This is a genomic window from Mucilaginibacter sp. R-33 (assembly GCF_049949235.1).
GTDB lineage: Bacteria > Bacteroidota > Bacteroidia > Sphingobacteriales > Sphingobacteriaceae > Mucilaginibacter.
In genome coordinates this window covers 2286898-2313057 of the sequence record NZ_CP188089.1, presented here as the reverse complement: position 1 = coordinate 2313057, position 26160 = coordinate 2286898, and the positions used below count along the sequence as shown (strand labels likewise).

The following is a 26160-nucleotide window of genomic DNA, read 5'->3' as shown; positions in this document are numbered from 1 at the left end:
CTTCAGTCCTAAAAATCATGGTTCTTTTTCACAATCGATTGCAATATCGATTTTTAATTAATATAATTGTTTTATCCAATCTAAAAACCAATTTATAATTATGCCATTAAGTAATATAAACGGCAAGGCTAAGGCTAATAATACCTATGATGCCATTGTAATAGGGTCAGGCATCAGCGGTGGCTGGGCAGCAAAAGAGTTATCCGAACTTGGCTTAAAAACCATTATGCTTGAACGGGGCCGAAACTTTGAGCACATTAAAGATTATAAAACTGCTAATCAGGACCCCTGGGACCGACAACATGCCGGTTCGCCAACCCAAGCCCAGCGCAAGCAACGCCCGGTGATCTCACGCAACTGGGGAGCGACCGAACCCATTATGGATTACTGGACTGACGAACAGGCCGCACCATATACCGAGATTAAACCGTTTAACTGGTGGCGTTCATACCAGCTTGGCGGTCGCTCCATTTTATGGGGCAGGCAAAGCTACCGCTGGAGTGATTTTGATTTTGAAGCAAATGCCAAAGATGGTTGGGCCATTGACTGGCCTATTCGATATAAAGACCTTGCACCCTGGTATGATCATGTAGAGAAATTTGCAGGAATCAGCGGCTCATTGGAAGGCTTACCGCAACTGCCCGATGGTCATTATTTACCGCCGATGGACATGAACGTGGTTGAAAAGGATGTTGCTGCCCGGATCAAGAAAAACTATAACGGAGCAAGGCATATGATTATTGGTCGTTCCGCGAATTTAACAGCCGCAATTCCAGGACGTACGGCCTGCCAATTCAGGAACCGGTGCTGGGAGGGTTGCCCTTTTGGAGGATACTTCAGCACGCAATCATCAACTTTGCCTGCAGCTTTGGCAACCGGCAATTTAACGGTCAGGCCATTTTCTATCGTTACTAAGATATTGTATGATAAGGATACAAAAAAAGCCAAAGGGGTAGAGGTGCTTGATGCCGAAACCAACCAAACTTATGAGTATTATTCAAAGATAGTTTTTGTAAACGCCTCTGCTTTGAACAGCGCCTGGGTTTTGATGAATTCTGCTACGGATATTTGGCCGGATGGCTTAGGCAGCAGCAGCGGTGAACTTGGGCACAACATTATGGATCACCATTACAACCTTGGCGCAAGCGGCCTGGTTGAAGGTTTTGAGGATAAATATTATTATGGTCGCCGGGCTAACGGTATTTATGTTGTGCGCTTTGCCAACCTGTTTGGTGATAAACGTGATTACCTGCGTGGTTTCGGTTACCAGGGAGCGGCAAGCCGTATGGGATGGAGCCGTGAGATTGCTGAATTGAACATTGGAGCCGACTATAAAGACGCACTTACCGAGCCAGGTCCGTGGACTATAGGCTTAAGCGGTTTTGGTGAATTGCTGCCTTATCACGAAAATAAGATTACCCTTGATAAAACCCGCAAGGACAAATGGGGGTTGCCTATTTTAGCGATGGATGCTGAGATCAAAGAAAACGAAAAGAAAATGCGCTTTGATATTGTAAGAGAAGCCAAAGCGATGCTTGAAAGTGCTGGTGTAAAAAACGTTGAAACGCATGATCGCGGTCATAACGTTGGCGATGGGATCCACGAAATGGGTACAGCGCGGATGGGGCGTGACTCTAAAACTTCGGTGCTTAATGGAAACAACCAGGTATGGGATGCCAAAAACGTGTTCGTTACCGATGGTGCAGCTATGACCTCAGCGGCATGCCAAAATCCATCGTTAACTTATATGGCTATGACGGCCCGCGCTGCTCATTTTGCAGTAGATGAATTGAAGAAAGGGAATTTATAATAATTGGGTGATTAGTGAGCGGTTGATTAGGTGAATGGTTCAGTTCTATTTTTCCTAAAGGCTAACCACTCACTTAATCAACCCAATCAACTATTCACCAAACAGTAACCACTCACTTAATCAACATAATCAACCACTCACTAGCTATGAAAAAACTACTTACCATTTGCCTTTTAATAGGCACACTAATAAGCCAGGTACTTGCTAAAGATAAAGTACTGATATTTTGTAAAACCGCGGGTTTCCCTCATAAATCAATAGCGGTCGGCGTAACTGCAATAATTAAACTGGGGCGGGAAAATAATTTTGATGCAGACAGCACCACTGATGCCGCGAGGTTTACCATAGATAATTTAAAACAATATAAGGCGGTAATATTTTTAAACACCACCGGCGATGTTTTAAATGATGCCCAACAAACTGCATTTGAGCAATATATTAAGGCTGGCGGTGGTTTTGTTGGCGTACATTCCGCAACAGACACCGAGTATGAGTGGCCATGGTATGGTAAACTGGTAGGGGCTTATTTTAAAAGTCATCCAAAACAACAGGAAGCAATATTACATGTGGTCGACCGTAATTTTATTGCCACTAACCATCTGCCTGAAACCTGGAAGCGATGGGACGAATGGTATAACTATAAATGGATAGGTGATGATCTGCACGTACTAATCAAAATAGATGAGAAAAGCTACATCGGTGGCGAAAACGGTGATAATCACCCAATGGCCTGGTATCATAATTTCGCTGGCGGCAGGGCCTTTTATACCGAGTTAGGTCATACTGATGAATCATATGCTGATCCATTATATTTGAACCATCTGTTAGGTGGTATTAAATATGCAATGGGTTGGAAGAAGTAGTTTGAACCGGGATTTGGGGAGATTTTTGAGATTTCCCGGATAACGTGCAATAGAGAGGGCTCACGAATTATCGTGAGCCCTCTCTATTTAAGTAAGAAAATCCTTAATCCCCTAAATCATGGTTCAGAAATTACGCATGTTGTATCGCTTCAACGAGTGCCTTATTGTGCTTATATCTGAATACAAAAGGGAAAACAATTGCAATTACAAGAGCATAACCGGCAAACGTAAGCCAGATCCCATGCCAGTCTTTGCCACCGCCGGGCAGCAGAAAGAAGTGATCGATAATAAGTCCGCTTGCAATACTTCCGAAAAAAGCCCCGAACCCGTTTACCATCATCATAAACAAGCCCTGTGCGCTCGCTCTGATATCAGGAGTGGCCTGTGTTTCAACAAACAAAGATCCAGATATATTGAAGAAATCGAATGCCATGCCGTAAACAATGCATGATAAAACAATCATCCATAAACCACCGGCCGGATCTCCAAAGGCAAAAAGACCAAATCTCAATACCCAAGCAAGCATACTGAACAACATCACATACTTGATGCCGAATTTGCGCAGGAAGTACGGGATCAGTAAAATGAAAAACGTTTCAGAGAACTGCGATATCGACATAATTATAGCCGGATATTTAACACCAACAGAATCTTTGTAGATGGCTATATTTTTAAAATCCTGTATAAAGGTATCGCCATAAGCATTGGTAAGTTGTAACGCCGCTCCCAAAAGCATGGAAAAGGCGAAAAAAATAGCAAACTTTGGGTCTTTAAATAATTTGAAAGCATTCAACCCTAAAGAGTCGACAAATGATTTATTGGTTGTTTTTGTGGAAAGCGGCGGGCATTTAGGAAGACTAAAAGAATAAATGCCAAGTGCAAGGGCTACGGCCGATGCAATATAAAACTGGTTGGGAGAGGTTTCATTATGCGTGAGACTCACTGTCCACAACGCAGCTATGAACCCGATAGTTCCCCAAATCCTGATAGGGGGGTAATCTTTAACTACATCTTTGTTATTACTTTTTAACGCCGAATATGCTACTGTTATTGATAGTGAAAGGGTTGGCATATAAAAGATCATGTTGATCAGCATTACCCAGAAAAAGGCGGAAGGACTGGTAATTAAAGGCAGGGTAAATAAGGATGCCGCCCCTAAAATATGCATGATACCGTAGAGCTTTTCAGCATTAATAAATCTATCGGCTATAATACCGGTAAGGGCGGGCATAAATATTGCCGAAATACCCATGGTACTGAAGATAGCCCCAAATTGTGCGCCCGACCAATGTTTATCCTGGAACCAGTATGCACCAATGGTAAGCAACCAGGCACCCCAGATAAAAAATTGCATAAAATTCATCAGTATTAAGCGGAACTTAATATTCATACGGTACCTTGTTTAAATAATTTTAGTCAGTGTTAAATTAAAAGTGGAAAGTAGTGAAATAAATGTAAATCAGAAAGCTACAAGTGTAGAAATTACGATTGTTAAACAGAAACCCGGGGTTGGATTTCTGTTTAATATTATTATTTGTGATAAATTATCTTTTAGCAAATCCGAAATCTCAAATCCGATTTCCGAAATCACTAAGACGCTTTACGTTTATTTAGTTCGTCGCGGATCTTTGCCGCTTTTTCGTATGATTCTTCGGCGAGGGCTTCCTGAAGTTTGGTTTTGAGCTCTTCAGTACTGATAGAAGCATAGCCACTTACGGATGCACTAACCGATTTCTCCTCTGGTGCTTCATTGATATTCTCTAAATACACAAAGTCATTACCTTCGATAACGATACCCGCAGTTGAAAGGATAAATTCATAAGTGAAGATAGGGCAGTCAAAACGCACCGCTACAGCAATGGCATCAGAGGTGCGGGCATCTATCTCTACAGAGCGTTTTCCATCACTACAAACCAGCTTAGCATAAAAGATCCCATCAACCAGGTTGTAGATAATTACTTCCTGAACTTCAATTTGGTAAGCCTGAGCGAAACTTTTAAACAGATCGTGCGTAAGCGGGCGGCTTGGGGTCATTTTTTCTATTTCGATAGCGATAGCCTGGGCTTCAAAGCTTCCGATGATAATAGGCAAGCGACGACGGCCGCTAACCTCGCCCAAAACAAGTGCGTATGCGCCTGATTGGGTTTGACTGTATGATAAGCCGACAATATCAAGCTTTATTTTTTTCATGTTATTCCCCATCACACCTGTATTTATGCTGAAGCTTTATATTCTTTAACGGCTGCTATTAATTTAGGGAGTACTTCAAACGCGTCGCCTACAATTCCGTAATCGGCTACCTTAAAAAACGGCGCTTCCGGATCTTTGTTTATGACTACAATAACTTTTGATGAACTTACCCCTGCCAGGTGTTGAATAGCACCTGAAATTCCGACTGCAATATACAAATTTGGACTGACAGCTATACCGGTTTGTCCAACGTGTTCGCTATGCGGTCTCCACCCTGCATCCGATACAGGTTTTGAGCATGCGGTGGCCGCGCCTAAAAGTTCAGCCAGTTCTTCTATCAGGCCCCAGTTTTCCGGGCCTTTCAAACCACGGCCTCCTGATACCACAATTTCTGCATCGGGCAAGGAAACCTTATCGGTTGAACGAACGATTTCTTTGATCATGGCCTTGAAATCGGATGCTTTGGTTTCAACGCTGAAATCCTCAACCTGGGCAGCGACGCCTGCTTCTACAACTTTGTAAGAGTTAGGTATAAGCGCGATGACTTTAATTGCCGAAGTAAGTTCAACAATTGCAAATGCTTTACCTGAAAATGCTGTTTCTTTTACTTTAAACGAGCCACCAGCCTGTTCAGGTAATGCTACCGCTCCATCGGCAACACCGGCTTCCAGTTTAACACCTATACGGGGCGCCAAGCCACGGCCCGAAAATGTGTTTGATAATACCACAACAGCCGAGCCTTCTTTTTTTGCTGCTTCGGCTATAACGGAGGCATAGGCCTGGTTTACAAATTCTTTTAGCTTATCACCGGAAACATTGAGCACTTTGTTTGCGCCGTATTTTCCCAATGTGGCCAATTCGGCGGTATCAACATTACCTATTGAAACAGCGGTAACGGAAGTATTATTTTGATCGGCAATGGCGCGGGCATAAGAAACGGCTTCAAAAACTGATTTTTTGAATTTGCCCCCGGTATTTTCCGCATATATTAAAACTGACATATTTATCTGTTAACGATTAGATCATAATTATATAACACGTGCTTCGGTATGTAGCAGCTCAACCAGTTTAGCAGTATCATCGGCAGGGATAAGCTTCACCTGGCCGCGCGGGGCAGGTGTTTCATAACTAATGATCTCCGAAAATGTTTTTACCTCAACTGGTTCAACAACTGTAAGTGGCTTGGTCCGCGCCGACATAATACCGCGCATATTGGGTATTTTGGGTTCGGCCACCCCTTCGGCTGTACCGGCTACAAAAGGATAGGGGATAGTTAAAACTTCTTTACCACCTTCAATCTCGCGCTCAACGGTTACCTCTGTGTCGGCGGCATCTAATTTTTTAATGATGGATACGGATGGCAGATCAAGCAGTTCGCCAAGCATACCGGCAACTTTTGATCCATTATAATCAATAGATTCACGACCTGTCAGGATCAGATCAAAAGGATTCGATTTTACATATTGCGCAATCTGATACGCTACATACCAGGCATCGTGCGGTTTAGCACTTATTCGTACCGCGTCGGTAGCGCCAATGGCCAGGGCTTTACGTATAGTGGCTTCTGTATTGGCTTCCCCAACATTTATTACAGTTACTGTCCCTTTACCGCCGTCGGTTAGTTCAATGGCGCGGGCAAGTGCAATTTCATCATAAGGGTTAAGTATAAACTGAACCCCGTTTGTATTAAATTGCGTGTTATTATCAGTAAAAGTTATTTTTGTGGTGGTATCAGGAACATTACTTACACATACCAAAATCTTCATATCAATAGGTTTTTGCAAATTTAGTTAAAAAAGATAGAGTTTAAAATGGAGTTAAGCAGATTGAATAAGCTGTTGGAATTTATAAAAAATGAACCGGATGATGAGTTTCTGAAATATGCCCTGGCAACAGAATATCTGCGTATGAATGAGACAGATAAAGCACTCGCTTATTATGAAGACCTGGTAAATAACCACCCCGGCTATACAGGTACCTATTATCATTTGGGTAAGCTTTATGAAGCGCTAAACCGAAAAGATGACGCCATTAAAACTTATGAAACCGGTATGAAAGTGACAAAAGAAAAGCGTGATAATCATGCTTTTTCTGAATTGCAGGCAGTATACAGGCAAGCAATGGGTTTTGAAGAAGACGATGACGATTATTAGCCTTTAGGGTTCATAGTTGATGGTAAATGCAAGATGACCTTTTGATTTTAGTTTTATAAACTAAATAAGTTTACTTGTAATATTTGATATTAGGCTATAACCATGGTCTTAAGAGCCATCACCATGAACTATGAACCATCAACTTGAACTTTTTTAAAGAATGAAAAAACGGCAACTATTATTTCTGCGGGATGTGCTAATTTATACTTTTACCGCTTTTGGCGGGCCGCAGGCCCACATTGCTGTTTTACTGCGCGAGTTTGTTGAAAAACGAAAATATATTACCGAAGATGAGTTGATGGAGCTTAATGCCTTATCGCAGGTATTGCCCGGCCCTTCGTCAACCCAAACGCTGGTTGGGATAGCCTGGAAAGTGGGCGGACTTAGGCTGGCTATTATTACATTTTTAATTTGGATCCTGCCCTCGGCCACTATTATGTGTATGGCGGCTATCAGCTATAGTATGGTTGCTAATAAGGCCAAATTTGCTCATGTAATCAGTTATGTACAGCCTATAGCGGTAGGCATAGTTGCTTATGCCACTTATACATTTGCCAATAAATTTTTGAAGACCAGGGTCAGCACCATGCTGGCTATTGGTTCACTGATCGTGACACTCATCCTTCAAAATGCTTATGCTTTTCCGATACTTATATTGCTCGGCGGCATTATATCATCGGCCATGGAAACCCAGCAGCATGAAAACGAATTGAGGGTAAAGCTGTATTCAAATGTAAACCCTAATAAAGTAGCATACTTTATAGGGATCCTGCTTTTTTTTGCTGCTTTAGGGGCGGTTGTAAATCAAACGTCCCCATTAAGTTTACCAATCCGTTTATTTGAAAACTTTTACCGCAACGGCATCCTTATTTTTGGAGGAGGACAGGTGCTGGTACCGCTCATGTATACCGAATTTGTTGAGGTTAAGCATTACTTAAGCCGGTCGGAGTTTTTGTCGGGTTATGCCTTGCAGCAGGCTTTGCCCGGGCCTACATTTTCATTTACTTCGTTTTTGGGCGGCATAACGCTTGGCAACAAGGGATACAGCATTTGGGGGCAGGTAATTGGGAGCCTGGTTGCTGTTATTGGCATCAATACACCAGGCCTTATCCTTATCCTGTTTATTGTGCCGTTTTGGGAGGATTTGAAGAAGATTACACGTATCAAAAACTCACTGAGCGGTATAAATGCAGTAGCTGTAGGTTTTATGGCTACTGCGCTGATTTTACTGGTAAGGCCTTTTGGCTTAAATTGGACAGCCTATGCCTTAATGATCGGCACCTTCCTGGTGCTGCATTTTACCAAAATAAAAACACCGATAGTGATCATTATCGGTGTGGTTTTAGGAATAATATTTTGATTTGTGATTTTGCATTTTTGATTTCGGATATTGTCTTTAAATAAATCCGAAATCGAAAATCCCACATTCGAAATGAGATTAAAACGGAGGTTCATCATCTATGTCGTCCATTCTTGATGGACGTATAATGAAGTTGCTCTGCTTTTCAAAATCCTGCGAAGGGGCAAGGCCTGCGAAAGCGTTACCTGAGGGAGGGGGGAAGCCATCCATACCTTCTTCAAGATTTGTGAACTTAACATATTTGCCCACAAATTTAAGTCGAACAGTACCCGTTTCACCGTTACGGTGTTTGGCTATAATTACCTCGCCCACACCCTGGGTTGGATTACCGTCCTCATCTTCGGTCAGGCCATAATATTCTGGACGATAGAGGAATAATACCATGTCGGCATCCTGCTCAATTGCGCCCGATTCACGTAAGTCTGAAAGCATTGGCCTTTTTGAGTTGCCCGGCCGGCTTTCAACCGCACGGCTTAACTGTGACAGTGCGATTACCGGCACACTGAGCTCCTTGGCAACTGATTTTAAAGCACGAGAAATGCTACTGATTTCCTGCTCACGGTTGCCCCCGCCACCTTTGCCTTCAGCCTTGCCATGCATCAGTTGTAAGTAGTCGATGATGATTAACTGGATATCATACTGTGATTTTAAGCGGCGGCATTTTGCCCTGAACTCGAAGATGTTGAGGGCAGGGGTGTCGTCGATAATAAATGTTGCTTTTTCAAGCCTGCCAATTTTGGAGTGTACCTGCTGCCATTCCCATTCTTCAAGCGTGCCTTTACGGATCTTTTCCTGCTCAATTTCTGCCTCGCCAGCTATCAAACGGTTAACTAACTGTACAGATGACATCTCCAGCGAAAATACAACAACAGGTTTGTCAAAATCAACTGCTGCATTACGGGCACAGCTTAATACAAAAGCTGTTTTACCCATCGCCGGACGAGCAGCAATGATCACCAGATCTGATTTTTGCCAGCCTGAGGTCATCCGGTCAAGGTTGGTAAAGCCAGAGGCAACACCTGTTAAACCATCTTTTTTATCCTTTAGGGCTTCAATATCGCGCAGGGCCTCATGAACAAGATCGTCCATATTACGGGCATCGCGGCGTAAATTACTTTGGGCTATTTCAAACAGGTTTTTTTCAGCCATATCCAGCAGGTCGAATACGTCGGCAGTATCCTCATATGCATTGTTGATCACCTCTGTAGAAATGCGGATAAGTTCGCGCTGGATAAATTTTTGAATGATGATGCGCGAATGGAATTCGATATTGGCGGCTGATGCAACGCGGCTTGTAAGTTCAGTGATATAGTAAGCACCGCCAACCATTTCCAGCTCGCCCAGCCTGCGCAATTCGGCAGTCACGGTAAGGATGTCTACAGGCTGTGTTTTTTCAAACAGGATTTTTATTGCAGAAAAAATCTTTTGGTGATTGGTTTGATAAAAAACTTCGGGTTTTAAAACATCTATAACAGATGAGAGCGCATCTTTCTCCAGCATAAGGGCGCCCAAAACGGCTTCCTCCAAATCTGTAGCCTGTGGCTGCAATTTGCCACCTGCAATGAATGGCGTTGGATTGGGGATCCGGCCGCGGCGTTCAAAAGTATTCGGCTTGTTATACTGGTTGTTATTCTCAAAACTCATAAGGGTACAAAAATATACAAAAAATGGTTCGGCAGGCAAAGGAAACACCTAACATAGTGTATCGGCATTTTAAAATAATCATACACAGGGCGATAATTTTAAGGTTTTTAATAAACACCTCGGTGTTGATAACTTTTTAGTGGAATTTGGGCAAGTTGATTTTCAGGTAATTGAGCCAATGTTAATAAAGTTTTGAAGTGTTGATAGCATTCGCATTCAAATGTTGTTAAACCCAAAAGGGTTATCAGTTCAATAACGGCTTAATCAATTAATATAGCTACTTTTGCCAAAATTTAAATAATAAAATGGCATTTAATTCAAGGCCTCAGCGCGAAAGCAATCAAATGGTTTTTGGTATCAGGGCGGTAGTGGAAGCGATCCGTTCGGGTAAAGAGATTGAGGCGTTATTTATACAGCGAGGCATAGGCGGTGGTTTGATACAGGAGCTTAAAGAACTAATGAACGAGTATCAGATAAGTGCACAGCAAGTCCCTGTTGAGAAACTGAACCGTATTACCCAAAAAAATCACCAGGGAGTTATAGCTGTGATTTCGCCTATCGTTTATCAAAAGATAGAGAACATCATTCCCGAAGTATTTGAGAGGGGGGAAACGCCGTTAATTTTAGTTTTAGACAGCATTACTGATGTGAGGAATATGGGTGCCATTGCCCGTACTGCCGAATGTGCAGGTGTGCATGCTATCGTGATCCCGGCCAAAGGCTCGGCGCAGATAAATCCTGATGCCATTAAAACATCGGCTGGCGCATTATACAAAATCCCTGTTTGCCGGCATGATAATTTTATGCAAACTGTACGGTTCCTCCAGGAATCGGGCCTGCAACTGGTTTGTTGCACCGAAAAAACACAGGACAATATTTACACTCCGGATTATACAGTACCTACGGCCATCGTCATGGGATCGGAAGAAGATGGAATTCGTAACGAGATCATCCGGATCTCCGACCACCTGGCCAAGATCCCTATGTTCGGCGAAATTGAATCGTTGAATGTATCGGTATCAACCGGGGTGATTTTGTATGAGGCGATAAGGCAGCGTACGGCGTAAGTGGGTAGTAAATGGTTGTATTAGGTGGGTAGTTAGAATGCACTATGCCGTTGAATATTATTGAATATGTTGTTGATTAGACGAACAAGAAGTAACCACTCTCCATTCACCTAATCAACAACTCACTAAATACTAAATATACTTCGTCCCGAACTTATTCTTTACATCAGCCACAACCTGTTTGATGTTCTGTTCCTGGTCGCGGGGGCAAATGAGCAGGGAGTTGTTTGATTCTACCACGATATAATCATGCAGGCCCTGCAATATTACCAGTTTTTCGCCCGGCACGTTTACCATGCAGTTTGAAGAATCATACATGATCACTTTTTCGGCGGGGATAACGGCATTGCCTACATAATCCTTTTCGGCAAGGTCATATATTGATGCCCAGGTACCCAGATCGCTCCACCCAAAATCCGAAGGTAATACATACACATTATCTGCTTTTTCCATAATGCCGTAATCTATCGAGATATTAACGCATTGCTGGTAAGCCTTGTGTATATAAGACTTTTCATCGTCCGAGTTATAAACCGGTTTTGCATCAGCAAAGATCTCATGCATTTCGGGCAGATACTGATTAAAGGCCTTAACAATAGTTTTGGCCGACCAAACAAAGATGCCGGCATTCCATAAAAAGTCGCCGCTTTGAATAAAGGTTTTAGCTATTTCAAGAGTTGGTTTTTCGGTAAAGGTTTTTACCTTATGAAACTCATCATTGATGACGTTATCAGTGTATTGGATATATCCGTAACCGGTATCTGGCCTTGATGGTTTAATGCCCAGGGTTATCAGGTAGTCATTTGAAGCAGCGGTCTGCAATGATTTTTCGATAGCGGCAACAAAAGCATCTTCATCCAGGATCTGCTGATCAGAAGGGGCTACAACAATAGCGGCATCGGGGTTAAGGCTTTCAATTTTAAAACAGCCATAGGCAACACAAGGTGCCGTATTACGCATTACCGGTTCGGTAAGGATCTGCTGATCCTCCATATCGGGCAATTGTTGTTTTACCAGTTTGGTGTAGTTTTCGTTAGTAACAACGTAAATATTTTCTTTGGGGCAAACTTTCAGGAAGCGTTCGTAGGTGTTTTGAATCAGGGTTTTACCGGTACCAAGTATATCTATAAACTGTTTGGGGTGCGATGTACGGCTTATCGGCCAAAAGCGGCTTCCAATCCCTCCAGCCATAATTATCGCATAATAGTTTTTATTCATGAGCAAGTAAAGAATTTTAATTTGGTATATCGACCGTAAAAATGTGTAATAATTTGTTAATTATCCATTAAGTGTAGCTAAATAATTTAACGGTGGGCATAACCACAAATTTGTCTGGTTCTTTAAATAAACAAGCGATGAAATTGTTTTTCATCTAATCATCATTTTTGCATAAAATTTAAAAGTAAATCCATCGTTTATTTAGAAAATTTTGTTACTTTAAACTTTTAAATACAATTTAAGAATTTGTTAAAATAATGATAGAAACAAAGAAATCGCTATTTGACAATCTCCAGAATTTTTTCGGGTTTGATAATTTTAAGGGAGAACAGGAAGCGATAATAACCAACATCCTGGCCGGTAATGATACATTCGTTATTATGCCTACTGGTGGCGGCAAATCGATGTGTTATCAGTTACCAGCTTTGATGAGCGATGGCACGGCAATCGTAATTTCGCCATTGATAGCCCTGATGAAAAACCAGGTAGATCAGCTCAGGGCGTTTGGAGGATCAGATAGTATAGCCCATTTTTTAAATTCATCACTTACAAAATCAGAGATAGGCAAGGTTAAGGAAGATGTACTGGCAGGGAAAACCAAGTTATTGTACGTAGCCCCCGAATCGTTAACCAAGCAGGAAAATATTGATTTCTTACGCCTTAACCACGTTTCATTCGTGGCGGTAGATGAAGCACATTGCATTTCGGAGTGGGGGCATGATTTCAGGCCCGAATACCGAAAAATACGCCAGGTGATCAGTAATATAGGCGAAAATATCCCCATAATTGCTTTAACGGCCACAGCTACTCCAAAAGTTCAGCAGGATATTCAAAAAAACCTGCAAATGAATAACGCAACCGTATTTAAATCGTCATTTAATCGCGGTAACCTCTTTTATGAAGTTAGGGCCAAGCGTAACGTAATAAAAGAGATTGTAAAATTTGTAAAACAAAACCAGGGCAAGTCGGGAATTGTTTATTGCCTTAGCCGCAAAAAGGTTGAGGAAGTAGCCGAGGCACTAAATCTTAACGGCGTAAGGGCATTGCCCTATCATGCAGGGCTTGATCCTAAAGTGCGTGCAGAAACGCAGGACAAATTCCTGATGGAAGATGTCGATGTTATTGTTGCTACGATTGCATTCGGTATGGGTATTGACAAACCCGATGTTCGCTACGTTATACACCATGATGTGCCTAAAAGTATGGAAGGCTACTACCAGGAAACAGGAAGGGCCGGGCGTGACGGAGGAGAAGGTGTTTGCGTGGCTTTTTATTCGGAAAAGGACATTGACAAGCTCCAGAAATTTATGAAAGACAAGCCTGTTTCGGAACGTGAAATAGGTACTCAGATACTAAAGGAGGTTATCGATTATTGCGAGTCGTCGGTTTGCCGCCGTAAACAATTATTGCATTATTTTGGCGAAAACTTTAATGAAGCAGGCTGTAATAACATGTGCGATAATTGCTGCACCCATAAAGAACATTTTGATGGGGAGGAGCACCTGCACAGGGCATTAAGTTTGATTAAGCATATTGGCGAAAAGTTTGACGACCACCATATCCTCAGCATATTAATGGGTGAGGAAAATGCTCAGATCAAAAATTATGAGCATGATCAGCTTGACTATTACGGCTCGGGCAAAGAACAAGGTAAAAATCTTTGGAACTCGCTTTTAAGGCAGGCGTTACTCAATAATTACATTTCAAAAGACATTGATCAATACGGGCTTTTAAGGCTCACCAAAAGTGGCATAGGCTTTATTGAGAACCCGCACAGCATCCGGTTTGTTTTAAACAAAGTCATGGAAGCTACTGATGATGATAGTGACGATGACGGGCCAAAACAAAGCGGTGGGGCACTTGATACCCAGCTGCTGCAAATGCTTAAAGAGCTGCGTAAAAAGCTGGCCAAACAAAAAGGATTGCCACCGTTTGTAATATTCCAGGATCCTTCGTTAGAAGAGATGTGCACCCATTATCCGATCAACACCGAAGAGCTTAAACAAATTTCGGGCGTTGGTGCAGGCAAGGCGCTAAAATTTGGTAAACCTTTTACGGATTTGATCCAGAAATATGTAGAGGATAACGATATTGACCGGCCAATTGATATGGTGATCAAGAGTGCTGCCAATAAATCGGCGCTTAAAGTGTTCATTATCCAAAATATCGACAGGCATTTAAACCTTGATGATATTGCTGCTTCAAAAGGTCTTACTTATGAGGAGATCCTGAAAGAAGTTGAAACTATCGTTAACTCAGGAACCAAGCTCAATCTGAACTACTATATTGATGAGGTGATTGACGAAGATAAGCAGGAAGAAGTATTTGATTATTTCCGCACTGCAGAAGCCGACTCTATTGATGAAGCCTTAGCTGAACTGGGCAGTGATGATTACACCCGTGAAGAGGTGCAGTTAATGCGTATCAAATTCATGTCGGAGTTGGGGAATTAGGGGTGTAAAAGTTCTAACGCAGAAAGCCTTTAGATTAAATTCTGAAGGCTTTTTGCTTTTCCCCTGATTACCGCTGTTGGCTTTAACTTTATTTAGTTATGATCATAAATTCCGTACGCCTGTTCTTTGCCCTGTCTTCCTCTGTTGTATTGGATGCTATCGGTTGCGTTTCACCGTATCCTTTGTAAACAAGGCGGGTAGGGGCAATTCCTTTCGACACGAGATATTGATAAACAGACTTTGCCCTGTTTTCAGATAAGGTTTGGTTACCCTGGTGATTACCTGTATTATCTGTATGACCTGAGATCTCAATACGGGTAGTTGAGTTTATCCCTAAAAATTCAATGAGCTTGGCAAGTTCGGCTTTTGATTCCTTTTCAAGGTCAAACTTATTGGTATCGAAGAAAATATTTTTAAGGATTACCTTATTGCCAATTTCAATGGGTGATAACAGTGCCACAATGTTAAACGGGCTTTTAATCTTATAATTTTTAAGCGAAAAGTTTTCGGAATAAAACAGATATCCGCTTTTTGAAATATTAAGCGCATAGTTTTTGCCCGACGTTAGTGTGGCTAAAAAGTCCCCCTGTTCATCGTCACTGTAATCCTGGTAAACCGGCAAATTACTTTCCAGGTCAATAATCTCAATAGCAGCTTCAAGGGGGGCTTTCGTCTTTACGTCTTTAACAAAACCTTTAACATACGTTACTAAATGGGGCCGCAACTTTACAGGCAGCTCGAACTTATAAATATCATAACCGCCCAAACCCTTTAAATTATCCGATGAAAAGAAAGCATAATCTCCGGCGGCAGTTAATGATAAGCCGCCCTCATCACCACTGGTATTGATAGGATATCCAAGGTTTTCGGGTTTTTGCCATTTACCGTCTTTATCCATGCGGCTAACAAACAGGTCCTTGCTGCCTAAACCCGGCCAGCCATCGCTGCTAAAATAAAGTGTACTGTCATCAGGGTGAATAAACGGTGATAATTCATTGTAGGGGGTATTAATATTGGGGCCCAGGTTTTCAGGTTCGCCCCAGCCTTTTTCACCCAGCGTGCTTTTCCAAATGTCATAGCCGCCATAACCGCCTTTACGGTTGCTTACAAAATAAAGCGTGCGGCCATCGGCATTTATCGAGGGTTGAGATTCCCAGCCCGACGTATTTACCGGTGGGTTCAGGTCAACAGGTTTACCCCAGTCATTTCCCCGTTTTTGAGCAATATAAATATCACAACGGCCTAAACCGTCGGGGCGATTGCATCCCGTGAAAAACAGGTATTTACCATCCTGCGATATGGATTGCGCACCTTCGTTATATTTTTCAGTATTAATTTGGTTGCTTAAATAAGTGGCAGTATTCCACTTGCCATTTATCATTTCGCTTTTATAAAAATCTTCGTTGTTATTGATCTTTCGGGTAAATATCAACGTGCCTTCGTCGGCTGTAGCAACCGGGAGGTACTCGTCATTGGCAGTGTTTATTTCAGGGCCGATATTTATAGGTTTAAATGGCACAGGATGTGTCATCGCCTGGATGCTGAATTTGGCATCGGCAAGCAGTTTTTTTGCGTAGGTATTGTTTTGAGGGCTGATATCAGGGTAAGTAAGGTATTTTTCGAGATGTTGCTGAGCCTGTGCGTAGCTTGCATCGTGGATTTCCATTTCAGCGGCTTTGAGGTACACCCCCCGGTTAAATTCCGGACTAAGTGAAATTACTTTAGCGTATTGCTCAACAGCTGGCTTGTACATGCGCTTCATTCGGTACAGGTCGGCGAGTAATAACCGCGCTTCTATAAACTTTGAATCTTCGCTAATAGCTTTAAGCGAGTTTTGAATCGCCTCATCATAAAGATGTTCATCAAGCTTTTGATAAGCGGTAGCAAAATATTTTACAGCTTCTTTATTGGATGACGAATACCGGGTTTGCTGCTGGGCGCCAAGCAAAGCAGGTAAACACAATGCAAGCACCAATAATACTGCAATTTTCATTTGTAACTTAGGATAATTAATACCGTAAGTTACAAAGATTATGGAATATTCAGATACTTATGTGTTTGTAGTGAAATTTCCCACTGCGGGTTTTCTTTTACATAATCCACAATCAGCGGGGTCATTTCTTTGGATTTTGACCATTCGGGCTGCAGGTAAAGCTTACAGTCGGGCGATACCATTTTGGCGTGATATTCGGCCCATTCAAAATCGGATTTATTGAAAACGATCACTTTTAACTCGTGGGCACATTCGGCCACGTTTGGCGTAGGCGCTTTGAATTTTTTGGGTGAAAGGCAAATCCAGTCCCAATCGCCTGAAAGCGGATACGCACCTGAAGTTTCAATAAATGTTTTTATTCCCTTTTCGTGCAGGTTGTGGGTCAAATAATCAAGGTTGTAAATAAGCGGCTCGCCGCCGGTAACCACAACAGCTTTTGCAGGATGAAGGGCGGCGTTGCTCACAATTGTATCAGCCGCGGTAAGGGGATGCAACTCGGCATCCCAACTTTCTTTAACATCACACCAATGGCAACCTACATCACAGCCGCCAAGGCGAATAAAATATGCGGCTTTGCCCGTATTGTACCCTTCCCCCTGTATCGTATAAAACTCTTCCATTAAAGGAAGCAGCGTGCCGTCGTCTGGTATTTGGTGTGCCATAGTTATTTGAGGGTGCAAAGGTACTGAAATATAGGCGAAAGCTAAAAGGTGAAAGCCAAAAGGTTACACTAATATGGAAGTACCTTAATAAGGCGAAAGGTAAAAGGCCAAAGGTGAAAGGTCTTGGCTTTATCATCAAAGTACATTATAAAAAAAATAAAAGTACACGCTAAAATACCTTTTGCCTTTCACCTTTATCCTTTTGCCTTTTTTTATTTTCATTTATAATTGTTATAATTACTTTAATTTTAAGATAACCAATTAAATCCCTTTTCGTAAAATGCAATAACTGTATCGTTAACGCTTAATTTATATCCGGAGATGAAAAAGCTTTACCTTCCTTTATTTTTAATGGCAGTGCTTTGTTTTAGTTCATGTGTAGATATTGAAGAGCATTACGATTTTAAAAGCGACGGAACCTGTAAAGTTGCCTACGCCTTTGATATGAGTAGGGCAGTATCGGTATTGGTTAATTTGATGTCTGATTCGGTTAAGGAAACGCCTCAATTTAGTTTGGTTAAGGACACTACGCTTAACTTTTATAGTGCTATACCCGACAGTGCGCAGCAGAAACTAAAAACTGAAGAAGTTGAAATGGCCAAAAGCAGTGAGCTAACGGTGAATATGAACCTTAAAAAGAGTGTTATGAAAGTAACACTTAATCATACCGCCAAAAATGCAGCAGACCTGCAATATTATTTGCAAAATGTATCAAAAATTGCACTTAATACCCAGATAAGCGCTATCACCACCACCGATAAAACGAATAAGCCATTCGATGCGCGGCAAATGGTAGGAGGGCAGGACTACTACTCGTATGATATAACTCCTCATAAATTTTACCGCATCATTGATAAAGCTAAGTTTAACGCTTTTTTAAAGAAAACTCAGGCTACTTTTATGATGGCAAAGGCGATGCTGATCGACATGCCCTATAAGGTGATCCTGAGATTTGCTCACCCGGTAAAGAAGATCAATAATTCAAAGGCAATGCTCTCGGCCGACAGGAGGGAAGTTACGCTTGTTACCAGCATGGACGAGGTAATTAAAAATCCAAATGTGATGAATCTGAAAATTGATTTTTAAAATCGGTTGGCTCAATAAGATTCAGAAATGTTAGCGTAATGTTAGATTTTGAAATTTGCAGTGCATAACTTGTACTCATGAAATCTGACCTTGACCAAGTTATCGAATATTTTGAAGGTGAAAAACTTGCTCTTACATCTTCAATAAATAATTATCTTTTAGAAAAAGATTATCTGTATGCTCACTATCAACAGGAGGAGTTGTGGCGAATTGACAGGCAATTATCTCATTTGCATTATTTAAAGGATCCATTATATTTTAAAAAGCAAGAACTTGAAAGATTGAGGGACATGTTTAACAAATTTCCTGAGGATGACCGTGTAAGGTTCAGCTTCGGACGTAGAATAACTGAAAAGGAAGGTGAGATAAAAATAAGTGAGTCGAAAAGGTATTATTTTAATGATACTCAAGTACTTGACGATGCTTTATTTAATTTATACGAAGGGAAGTTTAAGAAATTCAAGCTCTGTCTAAATAAGCCAAGCGATCTATATATGTATTTTGAATTGAGTGCTGGAAACATGCTAAATATTTTCATGAGTTCGCAAGAGATAATGGAAATGTATGGATATGATAAAGAGAATTATGATGACGAAGACAACGAACGGGAGCTTTTTATCTTAAAAAAGATGGGATTTGAAAAAGTGGGCGAGTCAGAGTGGATCGTTTATTTTTTTGATATGAATGATTTTAAGGATGCTACGGCAGTGAAAATATTATTATCGCGTATCGCATATGAGGTTTTTGGTTTATTACAAGGAAGCGAGTATCTCCAAGCTTCGCTCGAATATATTTCATAAGCTGGTCAAATGAAGTGGCATAAAATTGAACCAAGTTCGGATATCAGCAACCCATTTATAAAAAAGGCTAAGGCAGGCAGCAAGAATATTTGCCTCGTAAATTTTGAAACTAAGCTTTATGCAGTATCTGCTAAATGTCCTCATGCCGGAGCCGATTTAAGCGAAGGCTTGTGCGTGAGGAAGCTGATTGTTTGTCCATATCATCGCTATACTTATAATCTTGAAACAGGAAAAGGTGGCGAAGGGCAAAATGATTTTATTGAAACTTATCCTGTGGAAGTAAGGGAGGATGGAGTGTACGTTGGCGTAGCCTCTATTTGGGATAAGTTGAGAGGATTTAAGTGAGGGGTTGATTAAGTGAATGGAAAAAAGGAACCATTCACTTAATCAACCCAATAAACTACTCACTATTTATAAACCTCTTTATTAGCCGAAGCCAATGTGTTTTTAAGCAAACCGACAATGGTCATCAAGCCTACGCCCCCCGGTACAGGGGTAATCCATGATGATTTTGGTGCTACGTTTTCAAAATCAACATCGCCGTAAAGTTTAAAGCCCGATTTTGTTGTAGTTGAGGTTTCGCGGTTCATACCCACATCAACAACTACTACACCATCTTTAACCATATCGGCCGTAATGAAATTCTTTTTACCGATAGCTACGATCAGTATGTCTGCATCGAGGGTGAATTTTTTGATATCGGGTGTACGGCTGTGGCAAATGGTTACCGTACAGTTGCCCGGCGTAGTGTTGCGTGCCATGAGGATACTCATTGGCGAGCCAACGATATTGCTGCGGCCAACAACCACGCAATGTTTACCGGCAGTTTCAATACCGTATTCTTTAAGCATTAAAGTAATGCCGTAAGGCGTTGCCGGTATAAACGATGGTAAATTGCGCTGCATACGGCCCAGGTTAACCGGGTGAAAACCATCAACATCTTTACGGTGGTCGATACGCTCGGTTACTTTTTCGGGATCGATATGTTTTGGTAGCGGAAGTTGTACGATAATACCGTCGATATCAGAATCAGCATTGAGCTCTTCAACTTTTTTCAGCAGCTCTTCTTCAGTAACATCGTCTTCATAACGCACCAGCGATGATTTGAAGCCAACTTTTTCGCAGTTTTTCATTTTGCTGGCAACGTAAGTTTCGCTGCCGCCGTCATGACCAACCAATACCGCAACCAAATGTGGTTTACGGCCGGTTTTGCCTAAAATTTTAGCTGCTTCTTCAGCTATTTCTACCTTAAGTTTTTCTGAAACGTATTTTCCGTCTAAAAGCTGCATTGTTAAATGTTTTTAATAAGGTAATCGGGCAAAGGAGGTAAATTTAAATTTACCGGTTCCGATTTTAATCGTAGTCTTATAAAAGGCCTGTTATCCAGGGATAGTTTTGGTCCGTGATTTTGATTGATCTTGCTAATGATGCTTTCAATGGTTTCCGTTTTATTGTTCAGGAGCATTTCAAATATAGTTTTATTTGAGGCAGCATCTTTATTAAAAGCATCAATGTAAAACTTTGGTTCGTCGCGTTCGTACACAATCCATTTACCATAAACAAAGTCTCCTAAATGAATATGTTTAACAAGCCCTGTTACCGTAAAATATGTAACTAATCTGTACAGAATATGTTAATTTAATTCCCCTCAACGCCCTTAAGGAAATCGAGGGATTAGTCCAACTTCAAAACTGCCATAAATGCCGACTGTGGTATTTCAACGTTACCTACCTGGCGCATGCGTTTTTTACCTTGTTTCTGTTTTTCCAACAACTTGCGTTTACGGGAAATATCACCACCATAACATTTGGCGGTTACATCCTTACGTAAGGCTTTTACGGTTTCGCGGGCAATGATCTTGGCACCGATAGATGCCTGGATAATGATCTCAAACTGCTGACGTGGCAAAAGTTCTTTTAGCTTTTCGCAGATCTTTTTACCAAAATCGTATGAGTTACCGCGGAAGATCAGGGATGAAAGTGCATCAACAGGTTCGCTGTTTAAGCGGATATCAAGTTTTACTAAATCTGACTGGCGATAACCTATCTGATGATAATCAAACGAAGCATAGCCTTTAGAAATGGTTTTCAGTTTATCATAAAAGTCAAATACGATCTCGCCCATAGGCATCTCGAAGATCAGCTCAACACGCTCGGATGTAAGGTATGACTGGTTTACGATAGTACCACGTTTTTGAATACAAAGCGACATTACCGGGCCAACAAATTCCGATTTGGTAATGATGGTAGCTTTAATATAAGGCTCTTCTACAAAGTCAATTTTGCTTGGATCAGGAAGATCGGAGGGGTTGTTTACCGTAAACGAATCACCCTTGGTGGTATGAGCCAGATATGATACGTTGGGAACGGTAGTGATCACCGTCATGTTAAATTCACGCTCCAAACGCTCCTGGATGATCTCCATATGCAGCATGCCCAGGAAACCGCAACGGAAACCAAAGCCTAAAGCCGCTGATGATTCCGGTTCAAAAACCAACGACGCATCATTGAGCTGTAATTTAGCCATTGACTCACGAAGTTCTTCATAATCTTCAGTATCAACAGGGTAAATACCGGCAAATACCATTGGTTTTACTTCTTCAAAACCCTGGATCCCGACTTCGCAGGGACGGTCGACATGGGTAATGGTGTCACCAACTTTAACCTCTTTTGCTTCTTTGATACCGGATATGATATAACCTACATCGCCGGTTTTGATCACATCTTTAGCCAGGGGCCGAAGTTTCAGTGTACCAACCTCGTCGGCAAGGTATTGCTTTTCAGTAGCTACGAATTTTACTTTGTCGCCTTTACGGATCTCGCCATTTACAACCTTAAAATAAGCTATGATGCCACGAAATGAGTTGAACACCGAATCAAAGATCAATGCCTGTAGCGGGGCTTTGGGATCACCTACCGGAGCAGGTACACGCTCAACAATAGCACGCAGGATGTCATGTACACCCATTCCGGTTTTACCCGATGCAGCAAGGATCTCTTCACGTTTGCATCCTATAAGGTCAACTATCTGGTCCTTAACTTCCTCTGGCATAGCGCCCGGAAGGTCCATTTTATTCAGGATCGGGATAATTTCCAGGTCGTTCTCTAAAGCCAGATAGAGGTTTGAAATGGTTTGCGCCTGGATACCCTGTGCAGCGTCAACTATTAATAATGCACCTTCACAGGCAGCAATTGAACGTGATACTTCATATGAAAAATCCACGTGACCGGGGGTATCGATCAGGTTGAGCACGTATTTTTGTCCGTCAAGCACATAATCCATCTGTATGGCATGGCTTTTTATGGTAATACCGCGCTCGCGTTCCAGATCCATATCGTCAAGCAGTTGTGCCTGCGATTCGCGCTGGGTAATGGTGTTAGTATACTCTAATAACCTATCAGCAAGTGTGCTTTTGCCGTGGTCGATATGTGCTATAATACAAAAATTACGAATGTGCTCCATTGAACCGCAAAAATAACTTTTTAAACCGATAATTTGTATCGGCTAATAAATTAACTATTTTGAAATGTTCAATTTAAATAATATCCTACCAAAATGGCTATATCTGCTGGTGTAATAAATGATATTGAGGGTAAGCTAAACACTCATATTAAGAATGTAAGCCCGGTAAGCGGAGGTGATATTAATCAAGCCTGTCACTTACAAACCACGTCAGGTAATTTTTTTATAAAAATAAATAGCCTGCATAAATATCCGGGTATGTTTAAAAGTGAGGAGAGGGGTTTAGGTATTATCCGTAAAACAAATACAATAGCTGTCCCGAGGTTGTTTTACAGAGCGATACCGGTGATGAAAGCTATCTTATACTGCAATGGATTGAAGCAGGGCGCGGTGACATTATATCATCTCAAAAATTGGGCAGGCAGCTTGCGTCCATGCATTATTACACTGTTGCACAATTTGGGTTTGACGCAGATAATTATATGGGTTCGCTCCATCAAAGCAACAAACAGCACAATAGCTGGGCCCGGTTTTTTATTGAAGAAAGATTGCAGCCGATGGTTAAAATGGCTGTAAATAAAAGAGAACTTAATCAAACCGACAAGTGTCTGTTTGACGAGTTCTATAAAAAACTGCCGGATCTGTTTACAGAAGAACCGCCCGCATTGCTGCACGGTGACCTTTGGGGAGGCAATTATTTGATTGATACCGATGGCAAACCTTTCCTGATCGATCCGGCGGTTAGCTTCGGTAACCGGGAGTTTGATATTGCGATGACCATGCTTTTCGGTGGTTTTGACCGAGCTTTTTATGAGGCTTATAACCAGGAATTTCCGTTACAGCCTGGCTGGCAACAGCGTCTTAAACTTTGGAACCTTTATCCGCTGCTGGTTCACGTAAACCTTTTTGGCGGTGTGTACGCTAAACAGGTGAGGGTGAGTCTTTCGGTATTTATTTAGTTTGTGCCCTGTACAAATATTGGTGTTTCGGTTACTTTAACAATAAGTTTCCCGTTAACTGTTTTTAGTGTTGTTTTAACAACATTATCGGCACCTGTTTTTAGTGTATAAACATTTGCTTTAGCTGTACCAAGGTTAAGTGTATACGTACCTGTACGTGCCTGATAATCAGGAATGTTTAATACGTACATGCTTTGTAAACCTAATGAATACTTATCAACCAAAGGGTCGGTATTAATGGTGCCTGAGTAGGTATAGTTACCTATTAATTTTGATGTTTGCAATATAAAATCGGCAGCGGGCCTGCGTTTGCCATTTTCGGCTAAACCAGATGTAGCATATTGAACAGCAGCATTAGGAGCATCGTCAAAAAGCTGGTAATAAAATACACGTTGTATACCATGCCTGATGTAAAGGAGCGAAGTTCTTAAAATCCAATCTGCCTGTGTGTTTTTCGATGTCTTTTGCCCTACATCTAAAGCTCTCTGATAGCTTCCCTTGTTTATATCGTAGCCGGATTCGGTTACCCAAACAGGGATTGGTTTAACAAAAGAATTTGCATACTGAACAAACGAATCAGCAATTTGTCCCGCCATCGACAATTCCGGCGGCAGGCCAAACGTGGCAGACTGATGTGTTAAAATATCACCGTTATTGTTGTAATAGTGGTAGTTAATAATGTCAAAACAAAGATTGATACTGCCGTCGGCCCTGTAACCACGGTTGATGCGGCACCACTCTACCATTTTCTTTACAAAATTTACGTCGGCCGTAGCTAATCCGCCCATTACCACTTTCATATTAGGATCAGCATTTTTTACACCGGCATTTTTTCCTAACTTCCCTTTGTTGCCATCATAAAAGGCCGACATGTTAGCTGCATATTCTTCAGCGGTTTGTTGTGTTGCCAATCCTTTCCACCATTTATCGCGCTCATTATCACACTCTACGTAGGTAATAAGGCCCATGCCCACTTTTACCCAGTTAGGCTGGTCATTTGCCCATCTTATGCTGGTATCAACTTTTATCAATACCCTGTTAATATTAGTATTATAGCCATACCTGGCGGCAAACTGAAAGGCCATGTGCGCCTGGTCAATATAGCTTGCCGGATCAGCCTTGCTTAAACCATAAATAAGCGGCGCATTTTCAAGATCCCGCATATTATTAGGATAACTATCCACCAACCACGGCGGACAATTTTTTATATCCGCCAAAACCACTATACCTTCCTGCTTGCAACGGCTGTAAATGAGATCATAGTTCCAGCTGCCTTCATGAGTTGGGTTGAAGGTATAGTTGCCTTTAGTACTTTCCATCCGGGCCCAGCCTAAATAATGCCTTACCGCACTAAATGACTTGATAAGGTTCATGTTGGTTTCGTAAATGGCTCCTTTTTGCTTCGGATTGGCGGGATCCTGCAAGAAGTTCCATTCATACGCGTTTATGCCAAACATGTTTTTAAGCTGAATACTTGAAGAGGTAGCCGAAATTGTGTGAATAGATCTAGTAGTTGTAATGCCTTCTGAGCTTTTTTGCGGCTGGCAGCGATTAAATGAAAAAGTAAATAACGATAACATAAACAGTATTTTATGGTTGATTAACAGTTTCATTCTTTGAGTGGTTTTTAGCGGGTAAACTACAATTAAATCCGGGCCGACAAAAGACTTCTCCGATAAATTCCATCGTTTGCAAACAACAACCGGCTAACTTTTTGTGAAGGCTTTCCAATAAAATTTAACTTATTATAAACAGGGATAATTTAGGTTTTAACGAATGGGCTGCCGCGCAGGTTACGATTTATTGTTGTTGTAAAGGGGAACTGCTGTTCGGCTCGTTCAGGACGGGACCGTGCAAATAAAAAGCCCGGAACACGCCGGGCTTTAAAATATAAGTTTTAAGGTTTATTTCACTCTTACATAAGTTTCAATGATCTCATGATCAACCTTAAGGCTGTCTATCTTCTCAACTCCTTTTTGAGTTAGGGTGTCATTTTTCATAGTGAGCTTAAATTTGAAATCCCTGTTTTCCCAATCGCGGGCATCGCAATAAGCCAGGTGCTCGGTATAATCATCGCCGGATAGGGTATAAGTGCCCGCGCCCGATGAATAAACCGGTTTGGCAGTTTTGCCGTGTACCAGGTCATGCGTAAAGAAGGCGAAGTTAGTGGCGTTAAACATTTTAAACATTTCCTGGTCTTTAGGAGGGGTGGTTACGGTAGTGTCACCCTTCGTGATACTTTTGCTCGATATCAGGTGCCACGTTCCATCAAGCTTACCAGTTGGTTCGGCTGTTTCTGTAGTTGCCTTTGGCGGGTTACCGCATGAGCATAGGGCAAGCAGTAAAAAAGATGCTAAGTAATAGGTTTTCATGGTGTTAATAAAGGTTATTGAGATACAATAATAGCATAAAAAAAGCATCAGCTATCATATTTGCTAAT

General features: G+C 41.6%; 21 protein-coding genes and 1 pseudogene. 10 read left to right on the top strand and 12 right to left on the bottom strand.

The window, feature by feature from the left end:
- Positions 1 to 100: 100 nt before the first annotated feature.
- Together ACP26M_RS09880 and ACP26M_RS09875 are read left to right on the top strand one after the other, a co-directional pair.
- Positions 101 to 1810, top strand: a complete 1710-nt coding sequence (locus ACP26M_RS09880; protein WP_426588403.1) for a GMC oxidoreductase — start codon at positions 101 to 103, stop codon at positions 1808 to 1810.
- Between the two features lie 146 nt (positions 1811 to 1956).
- Complete coding sequence (locus tag ACP26M_RS09875; protein WP_426588401.1) at positions 1957 to 2673, top strand: ThuA domain-containing protein; 717 nt, start codon at positions 1957 to 1959, stop codon at positions 2671 to 2673.
- 130 nt (positions 2674 to 2803) lie between these two features.
- Here ACP26M_RS09875 and ACP26M_RS09870 read toward each other — a convergent pair whose 3' ends face one another.
- The 4 genes from ACP26M_RS09870 to ACP26M_RS09855 form a co-directional block, all read right to left on the bottom strand.
- Positions 2804 to 4063, bottom strand: coding sequence for a nucleoside permease (locus ACP26M_RS09870; RefSeq protein WP_426588399.1), 1260 nt, complete (start codon positions 4061 to 4063; stop codon positions 2804 to 2806).
- Between the two features lie 200 nt (positions 4064 to 4263).
- Positions 4264 to 4863, bottom strand: a complete 600-nt coding sequence (locus ACP26M_RS09865) for a bifunctional nuclease family protein (protein ID WP_090526212.1) — start codon at positions 4861 to 4863, stop codon at positions 4264 to 4266.
- 23 nt (positions 4864 to 4886) lie between these two features.
- Complete coding sequence (locus ACP26M_RS09860; protein WP_426588397.1) at positions 4887 to 5864, bottom strand: electron transfer flavoprotein subunit alpha/FixB family protein; 978 nt, start codon at positions 5862 to 5864, stop codon at positions 4887 to 4889.
- Positions 5865 to 5891: 27 nt separating this feature from the next.
- On the bottom strand, positions 5892 to 6629 hold the full coding sequence (locus tag ACP26M_RS09855) for an electron transfer flavoprotein subunit beta/FixA family protein (protein ID WP_426588395.1): 738 nt from the start codon (positions 6627 to 6629) through the stop codon (positions 5892 to 5894).
- A 45-nt stretch (positions 6630 to 6674) separates the two neighbouring features.
- On the opposite strand from ACP26M_RS09855, the gene ACP26M_RS09850 reads away from it, so the two are divergent.
- Positions 6675 to 7016, top strand: a complete 342-nt coding sequence (locus ACP26M_RS09850; RefSeq protein ID WP_426588393.1) for a tetratricopeptide repeat protein — start codon at positions 6675 to 6677, stop codon at positions 7014 to 7016.
- A 160-nt stretch (positions 7017 to 7176) separates the two neighbouring features.
- Positions 7177 to 8376, top strand: a complete 1200-nt coding sequence (gene chrA / locus ACP26M_RS09845; RefSeq protein WP_426588391.1) for a chromate efflux transporter — start codon at positions 7177 to 7179, stop codon at positions 8374 to 8376.
- A 78-nt stretch (positions 8377 to 8454) separates the two neighbouring features.
- Here the strand turns inward: chrA and dnaB are convergent, their stop codons facing one another.
- Positions 8455 to 10020, bottom strand: a complete 1566-nt coding sequence (gene dnaB, locus ACP26M_RS09840) for a replicative DNA helicase (RefSeq protein ID WP_426588389.1) — start codon at positions 10018 to 10020, stop codon at positions 8455 to 8457.
- Positions 10021 to 10325: 305 nt separating this feature from the next.
- Here dnaB and rlmB point away from each other — a divergent pair, with 305 nt between their 5' ends.
- Complete coding sequence (gene rlmB, locus ACP26M_RS09835; RefSeq protein ID WP_426588387.1) at positions 10326 to 11087, top strand: 23S rRNA (guanosine(2251)-2'-O)-methyltransferase RlmB; 762 nt, start codon at positions 10326 to 10328, stop codon at positions 11085 to 11087.
- Positions 11088 to 11219: 132 nt separating this feature from the next.
- On the opposite strand, the gene ACP26M_RS09830 is transcribed toward rlmB, so the two are convergent.
- Positions 11220 to 12305, bottom strand: coding sequence for a mannose-1-phosphate guanylyltransferase (locus ACP26M_RS09830; RefSeq protein WP_426588385.1), 1086 nt, complete (start codon positions 12303 to 12305; stop codon positions 11220 to 11222).
- Positions 12306 to 12565: 260 nt separating this feature from the next.
- Here ACP26M_RS09830 and recQ point away from each other — a divergent pair, with 260 nt between their 5' ends.
- Positions 12566 to 14758 (top strand): DNA helicase RecQ, encoded by a 2193-nt coding sequence (gene recQ, locus ACP26M_RS09825; protein WP_090526251.1) that lies wholly within the window; start codon positions 12566 to 12568, stop codon positions 14756 to 14758.
- A gap of 88 nt (positions 14759 to 14846) precedes the next feature.
- Here recQ and ACP26M_RS09820 read toward each other — a convergent pair whose 3' ends face one another.
- The gene (locus ACP26M_RS09820; protein WP_426588383.1) at positions 14847 to 16751 is read right to left on the bottom strand and encodes an OmpA family protein; all 1905 of its coding nucleotides are present in this window, start codon (positions 16749 to 16751) and stop codon (positions 14847 to 14849) included.
- Between the two features lie 38 nt (positions 16752 to 16789).
- Positions 16790 to 17413, bottom strand: coding sequence for a 7-carboxy-7-deazaguanine synthase QueE (locus ACP26M_RS09815; protein WP_090525991.1), 624 nt, complete (start codon positions 17411 to 17413; stop codon positions 16790 to 16792).
- A gap of 321 nt (positions 17414 to 17734) precedes the next feature.
- Here ACP26M_RS09815 and ACP26M_RS09810 point away from each other — a divergent pair, with 321 nt between their 5' ends.
- The 3 genes from ACP26M_RS09810 to ACP26M_RS09800 all read left to right on the top strand — a co-directional run bounded on the left by ACP26M_RS09810 (position 17735) and on the right by ACP26M_RS09800 (position 19644).
- Positions 17735 to 18499, top strand: coding sequence for a hypothetical protein (locus ACP26M_RS09810; RefSeq protein ID WP_090525990.1), 765 nt, complete (start codon positions 17735 to 17737; stop codon positions 18497 to 18499).
- Between the two features lie 77 nt (positions 18500 to 18576).
- Positions 18577 to 19299, top strand: a complete 723-nt coding sequence (locus tag ACP26M_RS09805; protein ID WP_176627036.1) for a hypothetical protein — start codon at positions 18577 to 18579, stop codon at positions 19297 to 19299.
- Between the two features lie 9 nt (positions 19300 to 19308).
- Positions 19309 to 19644: a Rieske (2Fe-2S) protein gene (locus ACP26M_RS09800; protein WP_426588380.1), complete on the top strand. Its 336-nt coding sequence runs from the start codon at positions 19309 to 19311 to the stop codon at positions 19642 to 19644.
- Between the two features lie 62 nt (positions 19645 to 19706).
- On the opposite strand, the gene ACP26M_RS09795 is transcribed toward ACP26M_RS09800, so the two are convergent.
- On the bottom strand, positions 19707 to 20588 hold the full coding sequence (locus ACP26M_RS09795; protein ID WP_426588378.1) for a tetrahydrofolate dehydrogenase/cyclohydrolase catalytic domain-containing protein: 882 nt from the start codon (positions 20586 to 20588) through the stop codon (positions 19707 to 19709).
- A gap of 385 nt (positions 20589 to 20973) precedes the next feature.
- The gene (gene lepA, locus ACP26M_RS09790) at positions 20974 to 22761 is read right to left on the bottom strand and encodes a translation elongation factor 4 (protein WP_091163934.1); all 1788 of its coding nucleotides are present in this window, start codon (positions 22759 to 22761) and stop codon (positions 20974 to 20976) included.
- Positions 22762 to 22854: 93 nt separating this feature from the next.
- Here lepA and ACP26M_RS09785 point away from each other — a divergent pair.
- Positions 22855 to 23720 (top strand): annotated as a pseudogene (locus ACP26M_RS09785) (fructosamine kinase family protein).
- On the opposite strand, the gene ACP26M_RS09780 reads toward ACP26M_RS09785, so the two are convergent.
- Together ACP26M_RS09780 and ACP26M_RS09775 are read right to left on the bottom strand one after the other, a co-directional pair.
- Positions 23717 to 25333, bottom strand: coding sequence for a hypothetical protein (locus ACP26M_RS09780; protein WP_426588375.1), 1617 nt, complete (start codon positions 25331 to 25333; stop codon positions 23717 to 23719). The pseudogene ACP26M_RS09785 and the gene ACP26M_RS09780 overlap by 4 nt on opposite strands.
- A gap of 291 nt (positions 25334 to 25624) precedes the next feature.
- Entirely contained in the window at positions 25625 to 26092 is a 468-nt protein-coding gene (locus tag ACP26M_RS09775) for a hypothetical protein (protein ID WP_426588373.1), read from the bottom strand.
- Positions 26093 to 26160: the final 68 nt, after the last annotated feature.